The organism is Serratia marcescens (genome assembly GCF_006715005.1).
In the GTDB taxonomy this organism is placed as follows: Bacteria; Pseudomonadota; Gammaproteobacteria; order Enterobacterales; family Enterobacteriaceae; genus Serratia; species Serratia montpellierensis.
Map to the genome: position 1 here is coordinate 4,620,226 of NZ_VFMJ01000001.1, position 19,696 is coordinate 4,639,921.

At 55.6% G+C, this 19,696-nt stretch carries 14 protein-coding genes, 1 tRNA gene and 3 rRNA genes; 11 read left to right on the forward strand and 7 right to left on the reverse strand.

What is annotated here, in order from left to right; all coding sequences use genetic code 11:
• Positions 1-18 precede the first annotated feature (18 nt).
• Complete coding sequence (locus tag FHU12_RS22385) at positions 19-708, reverse strand: FadR/GntR family transcriptional regulator (protein ID WP_033636503.1); 690 nt, start codon at positions 706-708, stop codon at positions 19-21.
• Between the two features lie 483 nt (positions 709-1,191).
• On the opposite strand from FHU12_RS22385, the gene FHU12_RS22390 reads away from it, so the two are divergent.
• The 4 genes from FHU12_RS22390 to rrf all read left to right on the forward strand — a co-directional run bounded on the left by FHU12_RS22390 (position 1,192) and on the right by rrf (position 6,447).
• Positions 1,192-2,733 (forward strand): 16S ribosomal RNA (locus tag FHU12_RS22390).
• A 206-nt stretch (positions 2,734-2,939) separates the two neighbouring features.
• Positions 2,940-3,015, forward strand: a tRNA-Glu gene (locus FHU12_RS22395).
• Between the two features lie 234 nt (positions 3,016-3,249).
• Positions 3,250-6,157, forward strand: a 23S ribosomal RNA gene (locus FHU12_RS22400).
• Between the two features lie 174 nt (positions 6,158-6,331).
• A 5S ribosomal RNA gene (gene rrf, locus FHU12_RS22405) occupies positions 6,332-6,447 on the forward strand.
• The 16S, 23S and 5S rRNA genes sit together here with 1 tRNA gene alongside, the layout of an rRNA operon.
• Positions 6,448-6,520: 73 nt before the next feature.
• On the opposite strand, the gene mobB is transcribed toward rrf, so the two are convergent.
• Both mobB and mobA read right to left on the reverse strand, forming a co-directional pair.
• Complete coding sequence (mobB, locus tag FHU12_RS22410; RefSeq protein ID WP_141971872.1) at positions 6,521-7,039, reverse strand: molybdopterin-guanine dinucleotide biosynthesis protein MobB; 519 nt, start codon at positions 7,037-7,039, stop codon at positions 6,521-6,523.
• Entirely contained in the window at positions 7,036-7,626 is a 591-nt protein-coding gene (gene mobA, locus FHU12_RS22415; protein WP_141971874.1) for a molybdenum cofactor guanylyltransferase MobA, read from the reverse strand. Before mobA ends, mobB begins: the two co-directional genes overlap by 4 nt.
• A 148-nt stretch (positions 7,627-7,774) precedes the next feature.
• On the opposite strand from mobA, the gene FHU12_RS22420 reads away from it, so the two are divergent.
• From FHU12_RS22420 to dsbA, 3 genes are all read left to right on the forward strand, one after another.
• The gene (locus FHU12_RS22420; protein ID WP_004931268.1) at positions 7,775-8,044 is read left to right on the forward strand and encodes a YihD family protein; all 270 of its coding nucleotides are present in this window, start codon (positions 7,775-7,777) and stop codon (positions 8,042-8,044) included.
• Between the two features lie 98 nt (positions 8,045-8,142).
• On the forward strand, positions 8,143-9,129 hold the full coding sequence (locus FHU12_RS22425) for a serine/threonine protein kinase (RefSeq protein ID WP_141971876.1): 987 nt from the start codon (positions 8,143-8,145) through the stop codon (positions 9,127-9,129).
• Between the two features lie 29 nt (positions 9,130-9,158).
• Entirely contained in the window at positions 9,159-9,782 is a 624-nt protein-coding gene (gene dsbA / locus FHU12_RS22430) for a thiol:disulfide interchange protein DsbA (RefSeq protein WP_004931264.1), read from the forward strand.
• 42 nt (positions 9,783-9,824) lie between these two features.
• On the opposite strand, the gene yihG is transcribed toward dsbA, so the two are convergent.
• Positions 9,825-10,721, reverse strand: coding sequence for a 1-acylglycerol-3-phosphate O-acyltransferase, YihG family (gene yihG, locus FHU12_RS22435; RefSeq protein ID WP_033636498.1), 897 nt, complete (start codon positions 10,719-10,721; stop codon positions 9,825-9,827).
• 497 nt (positions 10,722-11,218) lie between these two features.
• On the opposite strand from yihG, the gene polA reads away from it, so the two are divergent.
• Positions 11,219-14,017 carry a DNA polymerase I gene (gene polA, locus FHU12_RS22440; protein WP_141971878.1) on the forward strand — a complete coding sequence of 933 codons (2,799 nt, stop codon included), beginning with the start codon at positions 11,219-11,221 and terminating at the stop codon, positions 14,015-14,017.
• Between the two features lie 191 nt (positions 14,018-14,208).
• Entirely contained in the window at positions 14,209-14,256 is a 48-nt protein-coding gene (gene spfP / locus FHU12_RS27615) for a small protein SpfP (protein ID WP_071892919.1), read from the forward strand.
• Positions 14,257-14,534: 278 nt separating this feature from the next.
• On the opposite strand, the gene yihA is transcribed toward spfP, so the two are convergent.
• A complete protein-coding gene (gene yihA / locus FHU12_RS22445) occupies positions 14,535-15,179 on the reverse strand; it encodes a ribosome biogenesis GTP-binding protein YihA/YsxC (protein ID WP_141971880.1) in 645 nt (214 codons plus the stop codon).
• 734 nt (positions 15,180-15,913) lie between these two features.
• Here yihA and yihI point away from each other — a divergent pair.
• Entirely contained in the window at positions 15,914-16,453 is a 540-nt protein-coding gene (gene yihI / locus FHU12_RS22455; protein ID WP_141971882.1) for a Der GTPase-activating protein YihI, read from the forward strand.
• Between the two features lie 182 nt (positions 16,454-16,635).
• Positions 16,636-18,009: an oxygen-independent coproporphyrinogen III oxidase gene (hemN, locus tag FHU12_RS22465; RefSeq protein WP_141971884.1), complete on the forward strand. Its 1,374-nt coding sequence runs from the start codon at positions 16,636-16,638 to the stop codon at positions 18,007-18,009.
• Positions 18,010-18,043: 34 nt separating this feature from the next.
• Here the strand turns inward: hemN and FHU12_RS22470 are convergent, their stop codons facing one another.
• Together FHU12_RS22470 and glnG are read right to left on the reverse strand one after the other, a co-directional pair.
• Positions 18,044-18,166, reverse strand: coding sequence for a YshB family small membrane protein (locus FHU12_RS22470; protein WP_015379453.1), 123 nt, complete (start codon positions 18,164-18,166; stop codon positions 18,044-18,046).
• A 113-nt stretch (positions 18,167-18,279) separates the two neighbouring features.
• On the reverse strand, positions 18,280-19,692 hold the full coding sequence (gene glnG, locus FHU12_RS22475) for a nitrogen regulation protein NR(I) (protein ID WP_141971886.1): 1,413 nt from the start codon (positions 19,690-19,692) through the stop codon (positions 18,280-18,282).
• Between the last annotated feature and the right edge of the window lie 4 nt (positions 19,693-19,696).

Below are 19,696 nucleotides of genomic sequence, written 5' to 3' on the forward strand. Positions count from 1 at the left end.
TATAAGCGGGGAGCGTGTCTAGTCTTTCTCTTTCAGCAGCACCTGGCAGGCGACGAGCGCGCCGGCGCTGTCCCCGGCGAGTATCGCATCGACGATAGCCTGATGATGGCGCAGCTTGATCACTTCATTACCGGTGATGGCGCGGAAGTAGCTTTGGTACACCGAACTGAACAGGTTGGCGAACGAGGTCAGGAACGGGTTGCCGCTGGCCTCATAGATGAGCTGGTGGAATTGGGTATCGACCTGGATCCAGCGCTCGCGGTCAAACTGGGTATGCAGCGCGCGCATTTCCGCCATCAGCTCCGCCAGCAGCTTGGTTTGCTGTGGGCTGGCGTGGTTTGCTGCCAACGCACAGGCCTGTGGCTCCAGCGAGGTGCGCAAGATAAGGAAGTGTTGCATCACCTGATCGAAGTTTTCCCGCGTCATCCACCAGGTCAGTAAATCCTGATCGAGGAAATTCCATTGGCTCTGCGGCATCACGCGGGTGCCGATGCGCGGGCGCGGTAGCAACATGCCTTTGGCGGCTAACATCTTTACCGCTTCGCGTACTGCGGTGCGGCTGACGCCGAATTGCTCGCCCAGTTCCATTTCACCGGGCAGGATGCTACCGGCCTGATAATCGCCCGCCAGAATTTGTTGGCCGAGTTTCTCTGCAAGCAGATAAGAAAGATTGCGTTGGGCGGCCTGTTGTTGTGCATTTAGCGGCATGGCTGCGGGTCCTTACTGACATCGTTACTTCTATTTTACTCCAGCGATCGCCAGCTTTTATGGCTGTTTGCTGGAAAAAGTGACATAAATTCGTCGCTTTTTCGCCCTTTTGTTGAAAAAAAACGCGCTTGAAAAGTTTTTTGCATTTAGGGGTTGCGGCCCGCCGAGAACTCCCTATAATGCGCCTCCACTGACCGGGAACAACGACTGACAAGCCGCCGGGTCAGCGAGAGAAAAGCGAAATAAACGCTTGACTCTCCGGGTGAAAAGCGTAATATACGCCACCTCGAGTTAGCAAGCGAAAGCGACTAACTCACCGCTCTTTAACAATTTATCAGACAATCTGTGTGGGCACTCCACAAGACGATATCCAGCATCTTCGGATGCAAAAAAATATCAAGTCTTGAAGAGTGACTAACTGAAGTAAAATTCATGCAGTAAATCTTTGAGCATCGCTTCTCGAGTGGAAGCAAATCAAGCTTTTAATTGAAGAGTTTGATCATGGCTCAGATTGAACGCTGGCGGCAGGCTTAACACATGCAAGTCGAGCGGTAGCACAAGAGAGCTTGCTCTCTGGGTGACGAGCGGCGGACGGGTGAGTAATGTCTGGGAAACTGCCTGATGGAGGGGGATAACTACTGGAAACGGTAGCTAATACCGCATAACGTCGCAAGACCAAAGAGGGGGACCTTCGGGCCTCTTGCCATCAGATGTGCCCAGATGGGATTAGCTAGTAGGTGGGGTAATGGCTCACCTAGGCGACGATCCCTAGCTGGTCTGAGAGGATGACCAGCCACACTGGAACTGAGACACGGTCCAGACTCCTACGGGAGGCAGCAGTGGGGAATATTGCACAATGGGCGCAAGCCTGATGCAGCCATGCCGCGTGTGTGAAGAAGGCCTTCGGGTTGTAAAGCACTTTCAGCGAGGAGGAAGGTGGTGAACTTAATACGTTCATCAATTGACGTTACTCGCAGAAGAAGCACCGGCTAACTCCGTGCCAGCAGCCGCGGTAATACGGAGGGTGCAAGCGTTAATCGGAATTACTGGGCGTAAAGCGCACGCAGGCGGTTTGTTAAGTCAGATGTGAAATCCCCGGGCTCAACCTGGGAACTGCATTTGAAACTGGCAAGCTAGAGTCTCGTAGAGGGGGGTAGAATTCCAGGTGTAGCGGTGAAATGCGTAGAGATCTGGAGGAATACCGGTGGCGAAGGCGGCCCCCTGGACGAAGACTGACGCTCAGGTGCGAAAGCGTGGGGAGCAAACAGGATTAGATACCCTGGTAGTCCACGCTGTAAACGATGTCGATTTGGAGGTTGTGCCCTTGAGGCGTGGCTTCCGGAGCTAACGCGTTAAATCGACCGCCTGGGGAGTACGGCCGCAAGGTTAAAACTCAAATGAATTGACGGGGGCCCGCACAAGCGGTGGAGCATGTGGTTTAATTCGATGCAACGCGAAGAACCTTACCTACTCTTGACATCCAGAGAACTTAGCAGAGATGCTTTGGTGCCTTCGGGAACTCTGAGACAGGTGCTGCATGGCTGTCGTCAGCTCGTGTTGTGAAATGTTGGGTTAAGTCCCGCAACGAGCGCAACCCTTATCCTTTGTTGCCAGCGGTTCGGCCGGGAACTCAAAGGAGACTGCCAGTGATAAACTGGAGGAAGGTGGGGATGACGTCAAGTCATCATGGCCCTTACGAGTAGGGCTACACACGTGCTACAATGGCATATACAAAGAGAAGCGACCTCGCGAGAGCAAGCGGACCTCATAAAGTATGTCGTAGTCCGGATTGGAGTCTGCAACTCGACTCCATGAAGTCGGAATCGCTAGTAATCGTAGATCAGAATGCTACGGTGAATACGTTCCCGGGCCTTGTACACACCGCCCGTCACACCATGGGAGTGGGTTGCAAAAGAAGTAGGTAGCTTAACCTTCGGGAGGGCGCTTACCACTTTGTGATTCATGACTGGGGTGAAGTCGTAACAAGGTAACCGTAGGGGAACCTGCGGTTGGATCACCTCCTTACCTAAAGATATTAGTTCGAGTGGCGTGCTCACACAGATTGTCTGATGAAAAAGTAATGAGCAAACAAAACCTTGTGGTATAGGTAAGTGCCGGGAGATTTGTGACTGTCCAGTGCAGTGACAAACGACAATGGCGCTCGATTTTTCACGAAAAATCTCACCTTTACCCGAAATTATCGAATCGGTGATTCGATAAGCAAATTTCGGGTCCCCATCGTCTAGAGGCCTAGGACACTGCCCTTTCACGGCTGTAACAGGGGTTCGAATCCCCTTGGGGACGCCATTCCGATAATGAGTGAAAGACATTATCACCGGTCACGACAGACCGAAAAAATCTTAAAGATGACTTGCGAGTCATGTTTAAGATATTGCTCTTTAACAATCTGGAACAAGCTGAAAATTGAAACATGACGGCTGAAATTTATCCCTCCGTAGAAGTACTGGGATAAAGAGTAACCTGTCATAGAGTCTCTCAAATGTTTGCAGCACGAACGATGGAAACATCTTCGGGTTGTGAGGTTAAGTGACTAAGCGTACACGGTGGATGCCTAGGCAGTCAGAGGCGATGAAGGGCGTGCTAATCTGCGAAAAGCGTCGGTAAGGTGATATGAACCGTTACAACCGGCGATACCCGAATGGGGAAACCCAGTGTGTTTCGACACACTATCATGTCATGAATACATAGTGGCATGAGGCGAACCGGGGGAACTGAAACATCTAAGTACCCCGAGGAAAAGAAATCAACCGAGATTCCCCCAGTAGCGGCGAGCGAACGGGGAGGAGCCCAGAACCTGAATCGGCTTGTGTGTTAGTGGAAGCGTCTGGAAAGTCGCGCAGCAAAGGGTGATAGCCCCGTACACTAAAATGCACAGGTCGTGAGTTCGATGAGTAGGGCGGGACACGTGACATCCTGTCTGAATATGGGGGGACCATCCTCCAAGGCTAAATACTCCTGACTGACCGATAGTGAACCAGTACCGTGAGGGAAAGGCGAAAAGAACCCCGGCGAGGGGAGTGAAATAGAACCTGAAACCGTGTACGTACAAGCAGTGGGAGCACCTTCGTGGTGTGACTGCGTACCTTTTGTATAATGGGTCAGCGACTTATATTTTGTAGCAAGGTTAACCGTATAGGGGAGCCGTAGGGAAACCGAGTCTTAACTGGGCGAATAGTTGCAAGGTATAGACCCGAAACCCGGTGATCTAGCCATGGGCAGGTTGAAGGTTGGGTAACACTAACTGGAGGACCGAACCGACTAATGTTGAAAAATTAGCGGATGACTTGTGGCTGGGGGTGAAAGGCCAATCAAACCGGGAGATAGCTGGTTCTCCCCGAAAGCTATTTAGGTAGCGCCTCGTGAACTCATCTTCGGGGGTAGAGCACTGTTTCGGCTAGGGGGCCATCCCGGCTTACCAAACCGATGCAAACTCCGAATACCGAAGAATGTTATCACGGGAGACACACGGCGGGTGCTAACGTCCGTCGTGAAGAGGGAAACAACCCAGACCGCCAGCTAAGGTCCCAAAGTCATGGTTAAGTGGGAAACGATGTGGGAAGGCATAGACAGCCAGGATGTTGGCTTAGAAGCAGCCATCATTTAAAGAAAGCGTAATAGCTCACTGGTCGAGTCGGCCTGCGCGGAAGATGTAACGGGGCTAAACCATGCACCGAAGCTGCGGCAGCGACGCTTAGGCGTTGTTGGGTAGGGGAGCGTTCTGTAAGCCGTTGAAGGTGGCCTGTGAGGGTTGCTGGAGGTATCAGAAGTGCGAATGCTGACATAAGTAACGATAAAGCGGGTGAAAAGCCCGCTCGCCGGAAGACCAAGGGTTCCTGTCCAACGTTAATCGGGGCAGGGTGAGTCGACCCCTAAGGCGAGGCTGAAAAGCGTAGTCGATGGGAAACAGGTTAATATTCCTGTACTTGGTGTTACTGCGAAGGGGGGACGGAGAAGGCTAGGCTAGCCGGGCGACGGTTGTCCCGGTTTAAGCGTGTAGGGGGTGTGACCTGGTAAATCCGGTTACATACTAACCCTGAGGCGTGATGACGATGCACTACGGTGCAGAAGTAGTTGATGCCCTGCTTCCAGGAAAAGCCTCTAAGCTCTAGGTAACATTAAATCGTACCCCAAACCGACACAGGTGGTCAGGTAGAGAATACCAAGGCGCTTGAGAGAACTCGGGTGAAGGAACTAGGCAAAATGGTGCCGTAACTTCGGGAGAAGGCACGCTGGCATGTAGGTGAAGTCCTTCGCGGATGGAGCTGAAGCCAGTCGAAGATACCAGCTGGCTGCAACTGTTTAATAAAAACACAGCACTGTGCAAACACGAAAGTGGACGTATACGGTGTGACGCCTGCCCGGTGCTGGAAGGTTAATTGATGGGGTCAGCCGCAAGGCGAAGCTCTTGATCGAAGCCCCAGTAAACGGCGGCCGTAACTATAACGGTCCTAAGGTAGCGAAATTCCTTGTCGGGTAAGTTCCGACCTGCACGAATGGCGTAATGATGGCCAGGCTGTCTCCACCCGAGACTCAGTGAAATTGAACTCGCTGTGAAGATGCAGTGTACCCGCGGCAAGACGGAAAGACCCCGTGAACCTTTACTATAGCTTGACACTGAACATTGAGCCTTGATGTGTAGGATAGGTGGGAGGCTTTGAAGCGTGGACGCCAGTCTGCGTGGAGCCATCCTTGAAATACCACCCTTTAATGTTTGATGTTCTAACTCGGCCCCGTGATCCGGGGTGAGGACAGTGTCTGGTGGGTAGTTTGACTGGGGCGGTCTCCTCCCAAAGAGTAACGGAGGAGCACGAAGGTTAGCTAATCACGGTCGGACATCGTGAGGTTAGTGCAAAGGCATAAGCTAGCTTGACTGCGAGAGTGACGGCTCGAGCAGGTACGAAAGTAGGTCTTAGTGATCCGGTGGTTCTGAATGGAAGGGCCATCGCTCAACGGATAAAAGGTACTCCGGGGATAACAGGCTGATACCGCCCAAGAGTTCATATCGACGGCGGTGTTTGGCACCTCGATGTCGGCTCATCACATCCTGGGGCTGAAGTAGGTCCCAAGGGTATGGCTGTTCGCCATTTAAAGTGGTACGCGAGCTGGGTTTAGAACGTCGTGAGACAGTTCGGTCCCTATCTGCCGTGGGCGTTGGAAGATTGAGAGGGGTTGCTCCTAGTACGAGAGGACCGGAGTGAACGCACCACTGGTGTTCGGGTTGTCATGCCAATGGCATTGCCCGGTAGCTAAGTGCGGAAAAGATAAGCGCTGAAAGCATCTAAGCGCGAAACTTGCCTCAAGATGAGTCTTCCCTGGGCCTTTAAGGCCCCTGAAGGAACGTTTAAGACTAAGACGTTGATAGGCTGGGTGTGTAAGTGCAGCGATGCATTGAGCTAACCAGTACTAATGATCCGTGAGGCTTAACCTTACAACACCGAAGGTGTTTTAGAGAGACAAAATCGTCTGGAACGATTTTGAACAACGCGGAGCGTTGGCCCCGAAGGGGTGAGTATCAGGATGATACGAATAATTTTCAGCGAAGTTCCGAGATTGGTTCTGATGGCGACACGGGAGTGGCGCGGTTGGAATGAAACAGAATTTGCCTGGCGGCAATAGCGCGGTGGTCCCACCTGACCCCATGCCGAACTCAGAAGTGAAACGCCGTAGCGCCGATGGTAGTGTGGGGTCTCCCCATGCGAGAGTAGGACACTGCCAGGCATCAAATAAAGCCGAAAGCCCTGAACTGACGTTCAGGGCTTTTTGCTGTGCGTAAAACGCAAAAAAAGCGCAGCTAGGCTGCGCCTTTCAACCACTCGACAATAAAATCGGCGATGCTTTCCGGTTGATTGAGATCCAGCTGCTTAGTCGTGATGGATAGCGGCTGGTCGCTGGCTACCGCCACGACAAACTGATCCAACATGTCTTCCAACGGTCTGCCGATCTCGGCCCGATAAAGCAGGATCTTGCTGACCGGCTCATGTTTGAACCCTTCCACCAGAATCAAATCGACCTTATCGGTATCAAAACGCTCTGTCAGGTAGCGCAGGTCCAACGGTTGTTGTTCCGGCGTTTCGGTCATTAATGCCCAGCGGCGATCGCTGGCGACCAACGTTTGGTCGGCACCCGCTTTGCGCAGCTCATAGCTGTCTTTACCCGGCGTATCCACATCCATATCGTGGTGCGTATGCTTTATCAGGCCAACCCGCACCTGGCGCTGTTTCAGCATCGGGATCAGCTGCTTGAGCAGGGTGGTTTTTCCCGTTCCGCTATAGGCACCGATAGCCAGTAAAGGGGGCAATGAACGATTCATTTTTTTAGCTCTCGCGCTTGCTGCCAGTGTCGGCAGTCTTCCGGCGTATTCAGGTTATGAAATGCCGCTTGTTGCCCGCTGAACACCACGCGTTGTGCGTTAATCTGATGCAGGAACAGCATCAGCTTGCGTTCACCTCGCGCCAGATAGTCAGCCAGCTGCGGCGCTATTTGGGTATGCAATAACGCCAGCGTAGGGTGATCTCGTTCACCATCGCTGGCAAAGGCCGCCTGCGCCGCGCCTTTTTGTCGCCAGAGTTGTGCGACTAAGTCGGCGGGAAAGTCGGGGACATCACAAGGGACGAAGACCACCCACTCGCTGCGAACCTGTTTGAGCCCGGCGAGCATCCCGGCCAACGGCCCGGCGAAATCGGGCGTCAGATCGCCAATCACCGGCAAACCGCTTGCCTGGTAACGTGCCTGATTGCGATTGGCGCTGATGGCGACGGAAGCCACCTGCGGCCGTAACCGGGCCAGAACATGCTGATAGAGTGCGATACCGCCAATCGACACCAGGCCTTTGTCCTCACCGCCCATACGCGTGGCTCGTCCGCCGGCCAAAATTACGCCGCTGATTTCTTTATGCATCTCGTTTATCCCGCCTTGTCGATGCGCTGATTGTAGCGCTAAAGCCGGCGTGACATCAGGATTTACCTTTATTGACAAGCCGGTTCTTTCACTGCGTGGGTAAGCCTGTTACTTTGTGAGTTTATTCATGCTATTGGACGATATTGAGATGAAAACGCATCGCGTAAATGAGTTGATCGAGCTGTTGCACCCGGCCTGGCAGGAAGATCCCGATCTCAATTTGATGCAGTTTTTGCAAAAGCTGGCCAAGGAAGCGGGCTTCCAGGGCGAGTTGTCTGAATTGAGCGATGATATTCTTATTTACCACCTGAAAATGCGCGGTAGCGCCGGCACGGATCAGATCCCGGGCCTGAAGAAAGATTACGAAGAAGATTTTAAAACGGCGCTGTTGCGCGCTCGCGGCGTTATCAAGGACTGATCCTCGTGCGGTGCGAGAAAGCATAGCGCGTGAAATGCGCCATTAATGCTACTATTTCTCATTCCCGGCACCATGCTGTCAGCGATCAAACGAACGTTATGAATAACTCTGCTTTTAATTTCGACACTCTGTCGCCCGATTTGATTATGGACGCGCTAGAAGGGGTTGGCCTGCGCGTCGACTCCGGTCTGACGGCGCTGAACAGCTACGAGAATCGCGTCTATCAGTTCATGGACGAAGATCGCCGGCGCTACGTGGTGAAGTTTTACCGCCCGGAGCGCTGGAGCGCTGCGCAGATTGGTGAGGAGCATCAGTTCGCTCTGGATCTGGCTAAGGCGGAGATCCCGGCGGTAGCGCCGCTGGCGTTGCAAGGTGCTACGCTACATACGCACGGCGGTTTCTTCTTTACCCTGTTCCCCAGCGTGGGGGGACGGCAGTATGAGATAGACAACCTGGATCAGTTGGAATGGGTGGGCCGTTTCCTGGGGCGCATCCATCAGGTCGGTGGTGAGCATTTGTTCGCCGAGCGGCCGACGATGGGGGTTGAAGAGTATCTCACCGCCCCGCGTCAGGTGTTGGCCGGTTGTGAGCTGTTGCCGGCAGCGCAGCGTGATGCGTTCCTGCTGGCGACGGATAAGCTGATCGCGGCGATCAAGCCGCATTGGCATCTGAACTGGCAGCCGCGCCGTTTGCACGGCGATTGCCATCCGGGCAATATTCTGTGGCGCGACGGCCCGCTGTTCGTCGATCTTGATGACGCGCGCAACGGCCCGGCGGTGCAAGACTTGTGGATGCTGCTGCACGGCGAGCGGCGCGATCAACTGATACAGCTGGACGTCTTGCTGGAAGCGTACGGCGAATTTGCCGAGTTCGACCAGCGCGAGCTGGCGTTGATCGAGCCGCTGCGGGCGATGCGCATGGTGTATTACCTGGCCTGGGTCGCCCGCCGTTGGCAGGATCCGGCCTTCCCTAAGAGTTTTCAGTGGATGGCGGAGTCTGATTTCTGGTTATCTCAGACTGCGGCCTTCACCGAACAGGTTAAGCTGTTGCAGGAGCCTCCTCTGCAGCTGACGCCAATGTATTGAAGCTTTAACACAATGGAGAGTTTAGTCTTATGAAAAAAATATGGTTGGCGCTCGTTGGCATGGTGATGGCATTCAGTGCCTCGGCGGCACAGTTTAGCGATGGCGCTCAGTACGTGACTCTGGACAAGCCGGTGACCGGCGAGCCGCAGGTATTGGAGTTCTTCTCCTTCTACTGCCCGCACTGCTACCAGTTCGAGCAGGTCTATCACGTGTCCGAAAACGTGAAAAAGGCGCTGCCTGCCGGCACCAAAATGACCAAGTACCACGTGGAGTTCCTGGGGCCGCTGGGCAAACAGCTGACTCAGGCGTGGGCGGTGGCGATGGCGCTGGGCGTGGAAGACAAGGTGAGCCCGCTGATGTTTGAAGCGGTGCAGAAAACCCAGACCGTGCAAACGCCGGACGATATCCGTAACGTCTTCGTGAAAGCGGGCGTGACCGCCGCAGATTATGATGCGGCCTGGAACAGCTTCGTGGTGAAATCTCTGGTGGTTCAACAGGAGAAAGCCGCAGAGGATCTGCAGCTGCGCGGTGTGCCGGCGGTATTTGTGAACGGCAAATACATGGTTAAAAACGATGGCCTGGACACCAGCTCGATGGACGCTTACGTGAAGCAGTTCGCCGATGTGGTTAAATTCCTCAGCCAGCAGAAATAAGCCAGATTCAGCATGAAAAACGCCGGCATTGCCGGCGTTTTTTTATCCATATTGCCGTTTCAATTTATCCAGCAACCGGTCTTTTTCCTGCCACAGCGTATTCAGCCATAGCTGGAAGCGCCGCTTGAACTGCTTGTCGTTGAAGTAGTCCCCGTGCAGGGTTTCATCGATCGGCAACGTCTCAATTCTTACCACGATACGCGTCAGACGACCGCACAGCATGTCCAGAAAAGGCCGTTGGTTATTTTCCGGATAGAGCAGGGTGACGTTCAACACTTTGTCGAACTGATTGCCCAGCGCGCTAAGGGTAAACGCGATGCCGGCGGCTTTGGGCGCCAGCAAATTGCGGTAGGGTGAATTGCTTTTAATTTTCTTGGCTTCGGTGAAGCGTGAACCTTCGACGAAATTGACGATGGTGGTTGGGCGCTGGCGGAATTTTTCGCAGGAACGGCGCGTCGTTTCGATATCCTTGCCGCGTTTCTCAGGGTGCTTGAGCAAATAGGCACGGGAGTAACGTTTCATGAATGGCATATCCAGCGCCCAGCAGGCCAGGCCGACAAAAGGTACCCAGGCGAGCTGTTGCTTGAGGAAATACTTATTCATTGGAATATGATTTCTGAACAGCACGCACAACACGACAATGTCTGACCAACTTTCGTGGTTGCTGATCAGCAGATACCAGTTTTTACGATCCAGCCCTTCCAGCCCTTCAATATCCCAACGCAATTGCCCGTTAATGCGCAATAACAGCGCTAGCCCCTGACACCAACACCACATCATGAAATCGGCGAAAGCCGAGATATATCGCCAAACGGCGGGAATAGGCACCAGGAGTTTCACGATGCCGGCCAGCGTGATGGGGATGGAACACAATACCGTCACCAGAATGGTGAGTATGACGGAAATGATAAAGATAACAGGCGTTAACAATCTTGGCATGGTTATGGGCTGACGGTTGTTGGGAACATCGTTGCATGCCAAAGCGCATGAACAAAAGTCTATTTTAACAGAGATCGTCGGGGTAAAGCGCCGCTAAAAATCACTGTTTTTCGTCTCATCGGATAACCATTTGCTGAGTTTTCGTGCAACTTTCTCAGCTTGTGCTAGGGTAATTGAGGCGCCGAATTTGATTAATAGTGCGATTAAAATCCGGCGAAAGTTATATCCACAAATTCAATAAAAGCCAGTAATAAAGCGTCGCCGGAATTCGTTCTTTTAACGCGGTGATTTAAATAGGAATTTTATTCGCCGTTATAACGATAATCGTAGCGTTATAATTCGGTCTCTTTTCTATGCACAAAGTTATCCACAGGTAAGATCTTGCGGATCCTCGCGCACCATCACATCATTTTCGTCCGCAATGCACGCTAAGGTTCGTCTCCGACGGCCAGCTATGGCATGCTTACCCCTATGTCCGATCACGATAAAGAAACGCTATGGCCCAGATTGCAGAAAACCCACTAATCCTGGTTGACGGTTCCTCCTACCTCTACCGCGCTTATCACGCCTTCCCGCCGCTGACCAACTCGGCGGGCGAGCCAACCGGCGCGATGTATGGCGTGCTGAATATGCTGCGCAGCCTGCTGCTGCAGTATCAACCGAGCCACGTTGCCGTGGTGTTTGATGCCAAAGGGAAGACGTTCCGCGATGAGCTGTTCGCCGAATACAAGTCACACCGGCCGCCGATGCCGGACGATCTGCGTGCGCAGATCGAGCCGTTGCACAGCATGGTCAAGGCGATGGGCCTGCCGCTGCTGGTGACGCCTGGCGTTGAGGCGGACGACGTCATCGGTACGCTGGCGCTGGAGGCCGAAAAGGCCGGCCACGCGGTGCTGATCAGCACCGGCGACAAAGATATGGCGCAGCTGGTGACACCGAACGTCACCCTGATCAACACCATGAACAACACGATCCTCGGCCCGCAGGAAGTGTGCGACAAGTACGGTATTCCGCCGGAACTGATCATCGACTTCCTGGCGTTGATGGGCGATTCATCGGACAACATTCCCGGCGTGCCGGGCGTGGGCGAGAAAACCGCCCAGGCGTTGCTGCAGGGCATCGGCGGTTTGGATGCCTTGTACGGCAATCTGGAAAGCATCGCCACGCTGAGCTTCCGCGGTGCCAAAACCATGGCGGCCAAGCTGGAGCAGAATAAAGAGGTCGCGTATCTCTCCTATAAGCTGGCGACGATCAAAACCGACGTCGAGCTGGATCTGACCTGCGCTGAGCTGACGGTGTCCGAGCCGGATGTCGATACGTTGCAACAGCTGTTCAAACAGTACGAGTTCAAACGCTGGCTGGCGGACGTGGAAGCCGGCATATGGCTGGAAAACAAGAAAGGCGCGGGTGCGAAAGCTGCCGGCGCCGCCAAACCGGCCGTCGCTGAACAAGCGCCGAAGGCGCTGGCGGAGGCCAAGCTGTCCCAGGACGGTTATGTCACTATCCTGGATGAAGCGGCCTTCACCGACTGGCTGGCGCGGCTGAAAAAGGCCGACGTATTTGCCTTCGATACCGAAACCGATGGCCTGGATACCCTGACCGCCAACCTGATCGGCCTGTCCTTTGCGATCGCGCCGGGCGAAGCGGCTTATTTGCCGGTGGCACACGATTATCTGGATGCACCGCCACAGCTGGATCGCACCTACGTGCTGGAAGCGCTCAAGCCGCTGCTGGAGGACGAGAAGGCGCTCAAGGTCGGGCAAAACCTGAAGTTCGACATGAGCCTGCTGGCGCGCTACGGCATCGAGATGCGCGGCATCGCCTATGACACCATGTTGGAGTCCTATGTGCTGGACAGCGTCGGTGGCCGTCATGATATGGACAGCCTGGCCGATCGTTATCTGGGCCACAAAACCATCACCTTCGAAGAGATCGCCGGCAAGGGTAAAAACCAGCTGACGTTCAACCAGATCGCGCTGGAGCAGGCGGCGCCTTACGCCGCCGAAGACGCGGATGTCACGCTGCAGCTGCACCTGGCGATGTGGCCGCAGCTGAAACAGAGCGCAGAGCTGCTGACGGTGTTCAACGAGATTGAAATGCCGCTGCTGCCGGTGCTCTCGCATATCGAGCGTACCGGGGTGCTGATCGATCCGGCCATTTTGTCGGCCCACTCTCAGGAGCTGGCCAAGCGTTTAGCGGAACTGGAGGTGCAGGCCCATGAGCTGGCGGAAGAGCCGTTCAACCTGGCGTCGACCAAGCAGCTGCAGGCTATCTTGTACGAAAAACAAAAGCTGCCGGTGCTGAAGAAAACCCCGGGCGGGGCGCCGTCCACTAACGAAGAGGTGCTGGCCGAGCTGGCGCTCGACTACCCGCTGCCGAAGGTGATCCTGGAATACCGCGGCCTGGCGAAGCTGAAGACCACCTATACCGACAAGTTGCCGCTGATGATCAATCCGGTCAGCGGCCGGGTGCATACTTCGTACCATCAGGCGGTGACTGCGACCGGTCGTCTCTCCTCGAGCGATCCGAACCTGCAGAACATCCCGGTGCGCAACGAAGAAGGGCGGCGCATCCGCCAGGCTTTTATCGCACCGGAAGGTTACCGCATCGTCGCGGCCGACTACTCGCAGATCGAGCTGCGCATCATGGCGCATCTGTCACAGGATGAAGGGCTGCTGAAGGCCTTCGCCGAAGGGAAAGACATTCACCGCGCCACGGCGTCGGAAGTCTTCGGCGTGCCGTTGGATAAAGTGACCGGCGAACAGCGCCGCAGCGCCAAGGCGATTAACTTCGGTCTGATTTACGGCATGAGCGCCTTTGGCCTGGCCCGTCAGCTGGGGATCCCGCGTGGGGAAGCCCAGCGCTATATGGATCTGTACTTCGAGCGTTACCCGGGCGTGCTGGACTACATGGAGCGTACCCGCCAGCAGGCTTCCGAACAGGGCTATGTCAGCACGCTGGATGGGCGCCGCCTGTACCTGCCGGACGTCCGCTCCAGCAACGCCATGCGCCGTAAGGCGGCCGAGCGTGCCGCCATCAACGCCCCGATGCAGGGCACGGCGGCCGATATTATCAAGCGTGCGATGATCGAGGTCGACGCCTGGTTGCAAGGGCAGGAGACGCCGTTGGTGCGCGCGATCATGCAGGTGCACGATGAATTGGTGTTTGAGGTGCATGAGTCGGTGATCGAAGAAGCCAGCCAACGTATCCGGCAATTGATGGAGGGCAGCATGACGCTGGCGGTGCCGCTGAAGGTCGATGTGGGTGTCGGCATGAACTGGGATGAGGCGCATTGATCGCCTCTTTATCGCCGGATGCGCTAACTGGCGAGAACCTAAGCACTTTTCGTAATTAAGCTACAAGATGCGGCGATAGTTTCCCCAACTTCGCCGTTCTTGCGCCGCAAATTGTGTAAGTAAACTACAAAAAATTCTTTTGCCCTGCGAAAAAATGATGTAGAGTTACAGGCGTAGGGTACAGAGGTAAGATGTTCTATCTTTCAGACCTTTTACTTCACGTAATCGGATTTGGCTGAATATTTAGCCGCCCCAGTCAGTATTGACTGGGGCGTTTTTTATTGTAAAAACAGCAGCAAACCATACGTTTTTCCTCTCGCTCCGCGCCACTTCCCGTTCCCACTTCCTCTCCCTCAACGCCGTAATCCGGCGAGATAAGCCCCGCCTTGGCGATAAGTTTTTATGATGGCTTTATTTCAAAACTGTAATTAGATAACAAAAAATCCCGCCTTTGGCTGAACTGCGGGCATAAAAAAGCCGATGCGGTGAGGCATCGGCTCCGGCGTTCAGCCTGGGCTTATTCGCCGGTTTCGTCTTCCGGCAGCACTTCCGGTGGGATCTCGTTAAACCAGGTATCCAGCTTCTGGCGCAGCTTGTCGACGCCGATCTTCTTCAGCGACGAGAAGGCTTCAACCTGGATATCCCCCATAAACGGCAGCACCGCTTCACGCACCATATTGAGCTGCGCCTTGCGTGCGCCGGAGGCCAGCTTGTCGGCCTTGGTCAGCAATAACAGGACCGGCGTGCCGACGTCGACTGCCCACTGGATCATCTGCTGGTCGAGATCTTTCAGCGGATGGCGGATATCCATCAGCACCACCAGGCCTTTCAGGCTGTTGCGCATCTGCAGGTATTCGCCCAGCGCGCGCTGCCATTTGCGCTTCATCTCTTCCGGCACTTCGGCGTAGCCGTAACCCGGCAGGTCGACCAGGCGGATGCCGTCTTCCACTTCGAACAGGTTGATCAGCTGGGTGCGCCCCGGTGTCTTACTGGTGCGCGCCAGGCTTTTTTGGTTGGTCAGGGTGTTCAGCGCGCTGGATTTCCCGGCGTTGGAACGGCCGGCAAAGGCGACTTCAATTCCTGCATCCCCCGGCAGATGGCGAATATCGGGTGCGCTGGTGACGAAATGGGTCACATGATAGTTGTAATTCTTGCTGGTCAAAATTTTTCGTCTCCGTGAGGATGGCTAACTGGTTGGCGATTATAACTGCATCAGCGGTAAAAATGGCGTGTTTCTCGGTTTTTAACCGGCGGGACGCGATAAAACGGCAGTTATGCCGCGCATGCATTGTGAGACATTTGCCATTCGAATCGCGGGTAATGTCGCTTTATTCGAAAGTAATATTTATTTTTTTATTTTAAAAACAACATGTTGTTTTTTCGTTGTAGGGAAATGTTGTCCAAATCGGCGTCAGGTGCCTTGAGCCTTCGCAACAATAACGTAAAGTAGTCGTTAACGCAGGGTTGCGCAGGATTAGGGAACATCCGGGAAGGATGACAAATCTCAGGGAACGCACAGGGCGTGCAATGAGTGCCAGGATGAACGCAAAAGGAAGTGACCCTTTCGCACCGGAATAGGCGGCAGGCACATCGGATGGTGAAGTATCGGCAATTTGGATGCCCGCAGGAAGCGCGCTCGGGAAGAGCGGATGCGAATGGATTGCGCCATGGACGATTTTTCTTTCAGGATGAAGGACGTAGTGGCAGGGAATGCGGTTATAGCAGAGGGAAAAACCGGGATGTTGCATGTACGCAAGGAGCGCGTAACAGGAATACCCTTCGCGAGAAGGTGCGAAATAGGCGGCAGGTTTAACCTGCCGCCTTTTTTCTTTGTCCGCTTTCTGCTAGATTCCGCCGCAATTCTATACTGAATCTACATACCTAAGAGCACACGCTATGAACCAGCCATCAAAAGCACCTCGCGGCAGCGCGGCGAAGTCAAAAACGAAAAAGAAAAGCCGTATGGAGCTCGATCAGGAAGCGCGCGAGCGCAAACGCCTGAAAAAGCGCCGCGGCCTCGCTTCCGGTTCGCGCACCCAGGTCGAGTCCGGCAGCCAGAAAAACAAATCGGCGGCGGCAGCCAAAGACCCGCGTATCGGCAGTAAAGTGCCGGTTGCGCTGGTGGTCGACGAGACCAAAGTGAAGGCTAAACCGCAGCCGAAACCGAAGGCCGAAGCGAAACCGCGCCTGTCGCCGGAAGAAGAATTGGCGAAGCTGGAAAATGACGAGCGTCTGAATGCGCTGCTGGATCGTATCGACGACGGCGAAACGCTGAATGCGGAAGAGCAGGCCTATGTCGACAAAACGTTGGATCGCATCGATGTGCTGATGGACGTGTTGGGCATCGAACTGGGCGAAGACGACGAAGAAGAAGAAGAGAAGCAGGAAGATATTCTGAAGCTGCTGAAAGGCGGCAATCCGAAAGACGCCTTTTAACGCGCCATGTGGCTAATCCCGACAATAGCCCTACTCTTGATGTGTTATCTGCTGTGGTTATTCGGTAAACTATGGCGGCTGTCTAAGCGCAAAGCGCGTTTTCGCAGCGCTTCCGTGGCCAGACAGCGCAGACAACCGCCTCTCTCCCGGCCCGGTAGAAAAAGATATCGGAAGGAGTGAGCATGTCAGAGCAGACGATTGTCTGGGATTTGGCCCTGATCCAAAAATATAACTATTCAGGGCCGCGTTATACCTCATACCCCACGGCGCTGGAGTTTAACCAGAGCTACGACGAAGCGGCGTTTCAACGCGCCGCTGCGCGTTACCCTGAGCGGCCGCTGTCGCTGTACGTGCATATCCCTTTCTGCCATAAGCTGTGCTACTTCTGCGGCTGCAACAAACTGGTGACGCGCCAGACGCACAAGGCCGACGAATACCTGAACGTTTTGGCGCAAGAGATCGCCAGCCGTGCGCCGCTGTTCGCCGGCCGTAAAGTCGGCCAGATGCACTGGGGCGGCGGTACGCCGACCTACCTGGATAAAGCGCAAATCAGCCGGCTGGTGGCGTTGCTGCGCGAACACTTTGATTTCCTGCCCGATGCGGAGATGTCGATCGAGGTCGATCCGCGCGAGATAGAGCTGGATGTGCTCGATCATTTACGCGCAGAAGGCTTTAACCGTCTGAGCATGGGGGTGCAGGATTTCAACAAGCAGGTGCAGCAGCTGGTCAATCGCGAGCAGGACGAAGCCTTTATCTTCGCCCTGATTGAGCGGGCCAAAGCGCTGGGCTTCCGCTCAACCAATATCGATCTGATCTACGGCCTGCCGAAACAGACGCCGGAAAGCTTCGCTTTCACGCTGCAGCGGGTGGCTGAGCTGAATCCCGATCGCCTCAGCGTGTTCAACTACGCGCATATGCCGAATTTGTTCGCCGCCCAGCGCAAAATCAAAGACGCCGATCTGCCGGGCGCGCAGCAGAAGCTGGATATCCTGCAGCAGAGCATCGCTTTCCTGACCGACGCCGGCTATCAGTTCATCGGCATGGATCACTTTGCGCGCCCGGACGACGAGCTGGCAATCGCCCAACGCGAAGGCAAGCTGCACCGCAATTTCCAGGGCTACACCACCCAGGGCGACAGCGATCTGCTGGGGCTGGGCGTGTCGGCCATCAGCATGCTCGGCGACAGCTATGCGCAGAACCAGAAAGAGCTGAAGCATTACTATGACAGCGTGCAGGCGCAGGGCAACGCGCTGTGGCGCGGGCTGGCGCTGACGGACGACGATTGCCTGCGGCGCGATCTGATCAAAACCCTGATCTGCAACTTCCGGTTGGCGTATCAGCCGCTCGAACGGCAATACGGCATCGACTTCACCGCTTACTTCGCCGAAGACCTGCAGCTGCTGGCGCCGTTTGAACGCGATGGTCTGGTGGAGCGCGACGAGCAGGGCATCCGCGTCACGCCGCGCGGGCGCTTGCTGATCCGCAATATCTGTATGTGCTTCGATCGTTATCTGCGGCAACAGGCGCGCAGTCAGCAGTTCTCTCGAGTGATCTGAGGATGAAAAAACAGCCGCTGATGCGGCTGTTTTTTTAACTGAAGAAGTTAATCAGCGCGGCGCACAACACCGCGGCAACTGCCGCTTGCGGGGTGTGGCTGGCAGCGGAGCCAAGCTCCGCGCCCTGAGAAATGAACACGATGAATGAGTCCAGCATCGTCAACCTCCAGAGTGTGCGACACGATCATACTGCGCCTGCACCGGCTGTAAAGCCTGAGGTTGGCGTTTTTTTGTGCGCCGGACTGCGTTTTTCATCATCCACCCACGTTCCTATTCCATGCCCAGCTCTTTGAGCTTGCGGGTCAGGGTATTGCGCCCCCAGCCCAGCAGGCGCGCGGCTTCCTGTTTGTGTCCCTGGGTGTGGCGCAGGGCGGTGGTGAGCAGCGTGCGCTCCATTTCCGGCTGCGCTTCCGACAGCAGGTTTTGATGACCGGAACGCAGCGCGCGATCGGCCCACTGCGCCAGCAGCGTGGCCCAGCTGTCCGGCAGACTGTGGCTGGGGCTTTCCGGCGCGGCGGTTTCGAACAGTTCACCCGGCAGATCCTGGATCAGCACTTCCTGCCCGGCGGCCATCACCGTCAGCCAGCGGCAGGTGTTCTCCAACTGACGCACGTTGCCCGGCCAGGGCAGGCGGGTCAGTGCGGTTTCGGTTTCCGGGTGCAGGTTCTTGGCCTCGACACCCAACTCTTTGGCGGCGATCTGCAGGAAGTGGCGCGCCAGCCGCGGGATGTCTTCCCGGCGCTCGCGCAGCGGCGGCAGGTGTACGCGGATCACGTTCAGGCGGTGGAACAGATCCTCGCGGAACTTGCCTTCCTGTACACGCAGCTCCAGGTTCTGGTGCGTGGCGGCGATGATGCGCACGTCGACCTTCACCGGCGCATAGCCGCCGACCCGGTAGAACTGGCCGTCCGCCAGCACCCGCAGCAGGCGCGTTTGCACGTCGAGCGGCATATCGCCGATCTCGTCGAGGAACAGCGTGCCGCCGTCGGCCTGTTCAAAGCGGCCCTGACGGATTTGGTTCGCGCCGGTGAAGGCGCCTTTCTCGTGGCCGAACAGCTCGGACTCGATCAGATCCTTGGGGATGGCGGCCATGTTCAGGGCGATGAACGGCGACTTGGCGCGCGGGCTGTGGCGGTGCAGCGCATGCGCCACCAGCTCCTTGCCTGTGCCGGATTCGCCGTTGATCAACACGCTGATCGACGAACGCGACAGCCGGCCGATGATGCGAAACACGTCCTGCATCGCCGGCGCTTCGCCGATGATGTCCGCCGCCGGATCGCTGGCCGGCTGGCTGCGCACCGGCTGCTGTTGCTCCTGATAATGGCTGATGGCGCGATCGACCAGCGCCACCGCTTCGTCGATGTCGAACGGCTTCGGCAGGTAGTCGAAGGCCCCTTGCTGATAGGCGCTGACGGCGGCGTCCAAATCCGAATGCGCGGTCATGATGATCACCGGCAGCATCGGGTGGCGCTGTTTGATCTGCTTGAGCAGCGCCAGGCCGTCTATACCCGGCATGCGGATATCGGACAGCAGCACGTCGGGGGTTTGCGTGGCCAAGGCTTCCAGCACGTCATTGCCGCCTTCGAAGGTGGCGCAGCTCAGGCCCGCGCCGGTGAGCGCGCGCTCGAGCACCCAGCGGATGGAGCTATCGTCATCGACGATCCAGACTATCCCTCGTTGCATAGCA

What these genes read in the sequence shown, in the direction of transcription:
- glnG (WP_141971886.1), bottom strand. Translation starts at nt 19,692, where the DNA reads ATGCAACGAGGGATAGTCTGGATCGTCGATGACGATAGCTCCATCCGC.
- FHU12_RS22420 (WP_004931268.1), top strand. Translation starts at nt 7,775, where the DNA reads ATGAAAACGCATCGCGTAAATGAGTTGATCGAGCTGTTGCACCCGGCC.
- hemN (WP_141971884.1), top strand. Translation starts at nt 16,636, where the DNA reads ATGTCAGAGCAGACGATTGTCTGGGATTTGGCCCTGATCCAAAAATAT.
- polA (WP_141971878.1), top strand. Translation starts at nt 11,219, where the DNA reads ATGGCCCAGATTGCAGAAAACCCACTAATCCTGGTTGACGGTTCCTCC.
- yihG (WP_033636498.1), bottom strand. Translation starts at nt 10,721, where the DNA reads ATGCCAAGATTGTTAACGCCTGTTATCTTTATCATTTCCGTCATACTC.
- mobB (WP_141971872.1), bottom strand. Translation starts at nt 7,039, where the DNA reads ATGAATCGTTCATTGCCCCCTTTACTGGCTATCGGTGCCTATAGCGGA.
- dsbA (WP_004931264.1), top strand. Translation starts at nt 9,159, where the DNA reads ATGAAAAAAATATGGTTGGCGCTCGTTGGCATGGTGATGGCATTCAGT.
- mobA (WP_141971874.1), bottom strand. Translation starts at nt 7,626, where the DNA reads ATGCATAAAGAAATCAGCGGCGTAATTTTGGCCGGCGGACGAGCCACG.
- FHU12_RS22470 (WP_015379453.1), bottom strand. Translation starts at nt 18,166, where the DNA reads ATGCTGGACTCATTCATCGTGTTCATTTCTCAGGGCGCGGAGCTTGGC.
- FHU12_RS22385 (WP_033636503.1), bottom strand. Translation starts at nt 708, where the DNA reads ATGCCGCTAAATGCACAACAACAGGCCGCCCAACGCAATCTTTCTTAT.
- yihI (WP_141971882.1), top strand. Translation starts at nt 15,914, where the DNA reads ATGAACCAGCCATCAAAAGCACCTCGCGGCAGCGCGGCGAAGTCAAAA.
- FHU12_RS22425 (WP_141971876.1), top strand. Translation starts at nt 8,143, where the DNA reads ATGAATAACTCTGCTTTTAATTTCGACACTCTGTCGCCCGATTTGATT.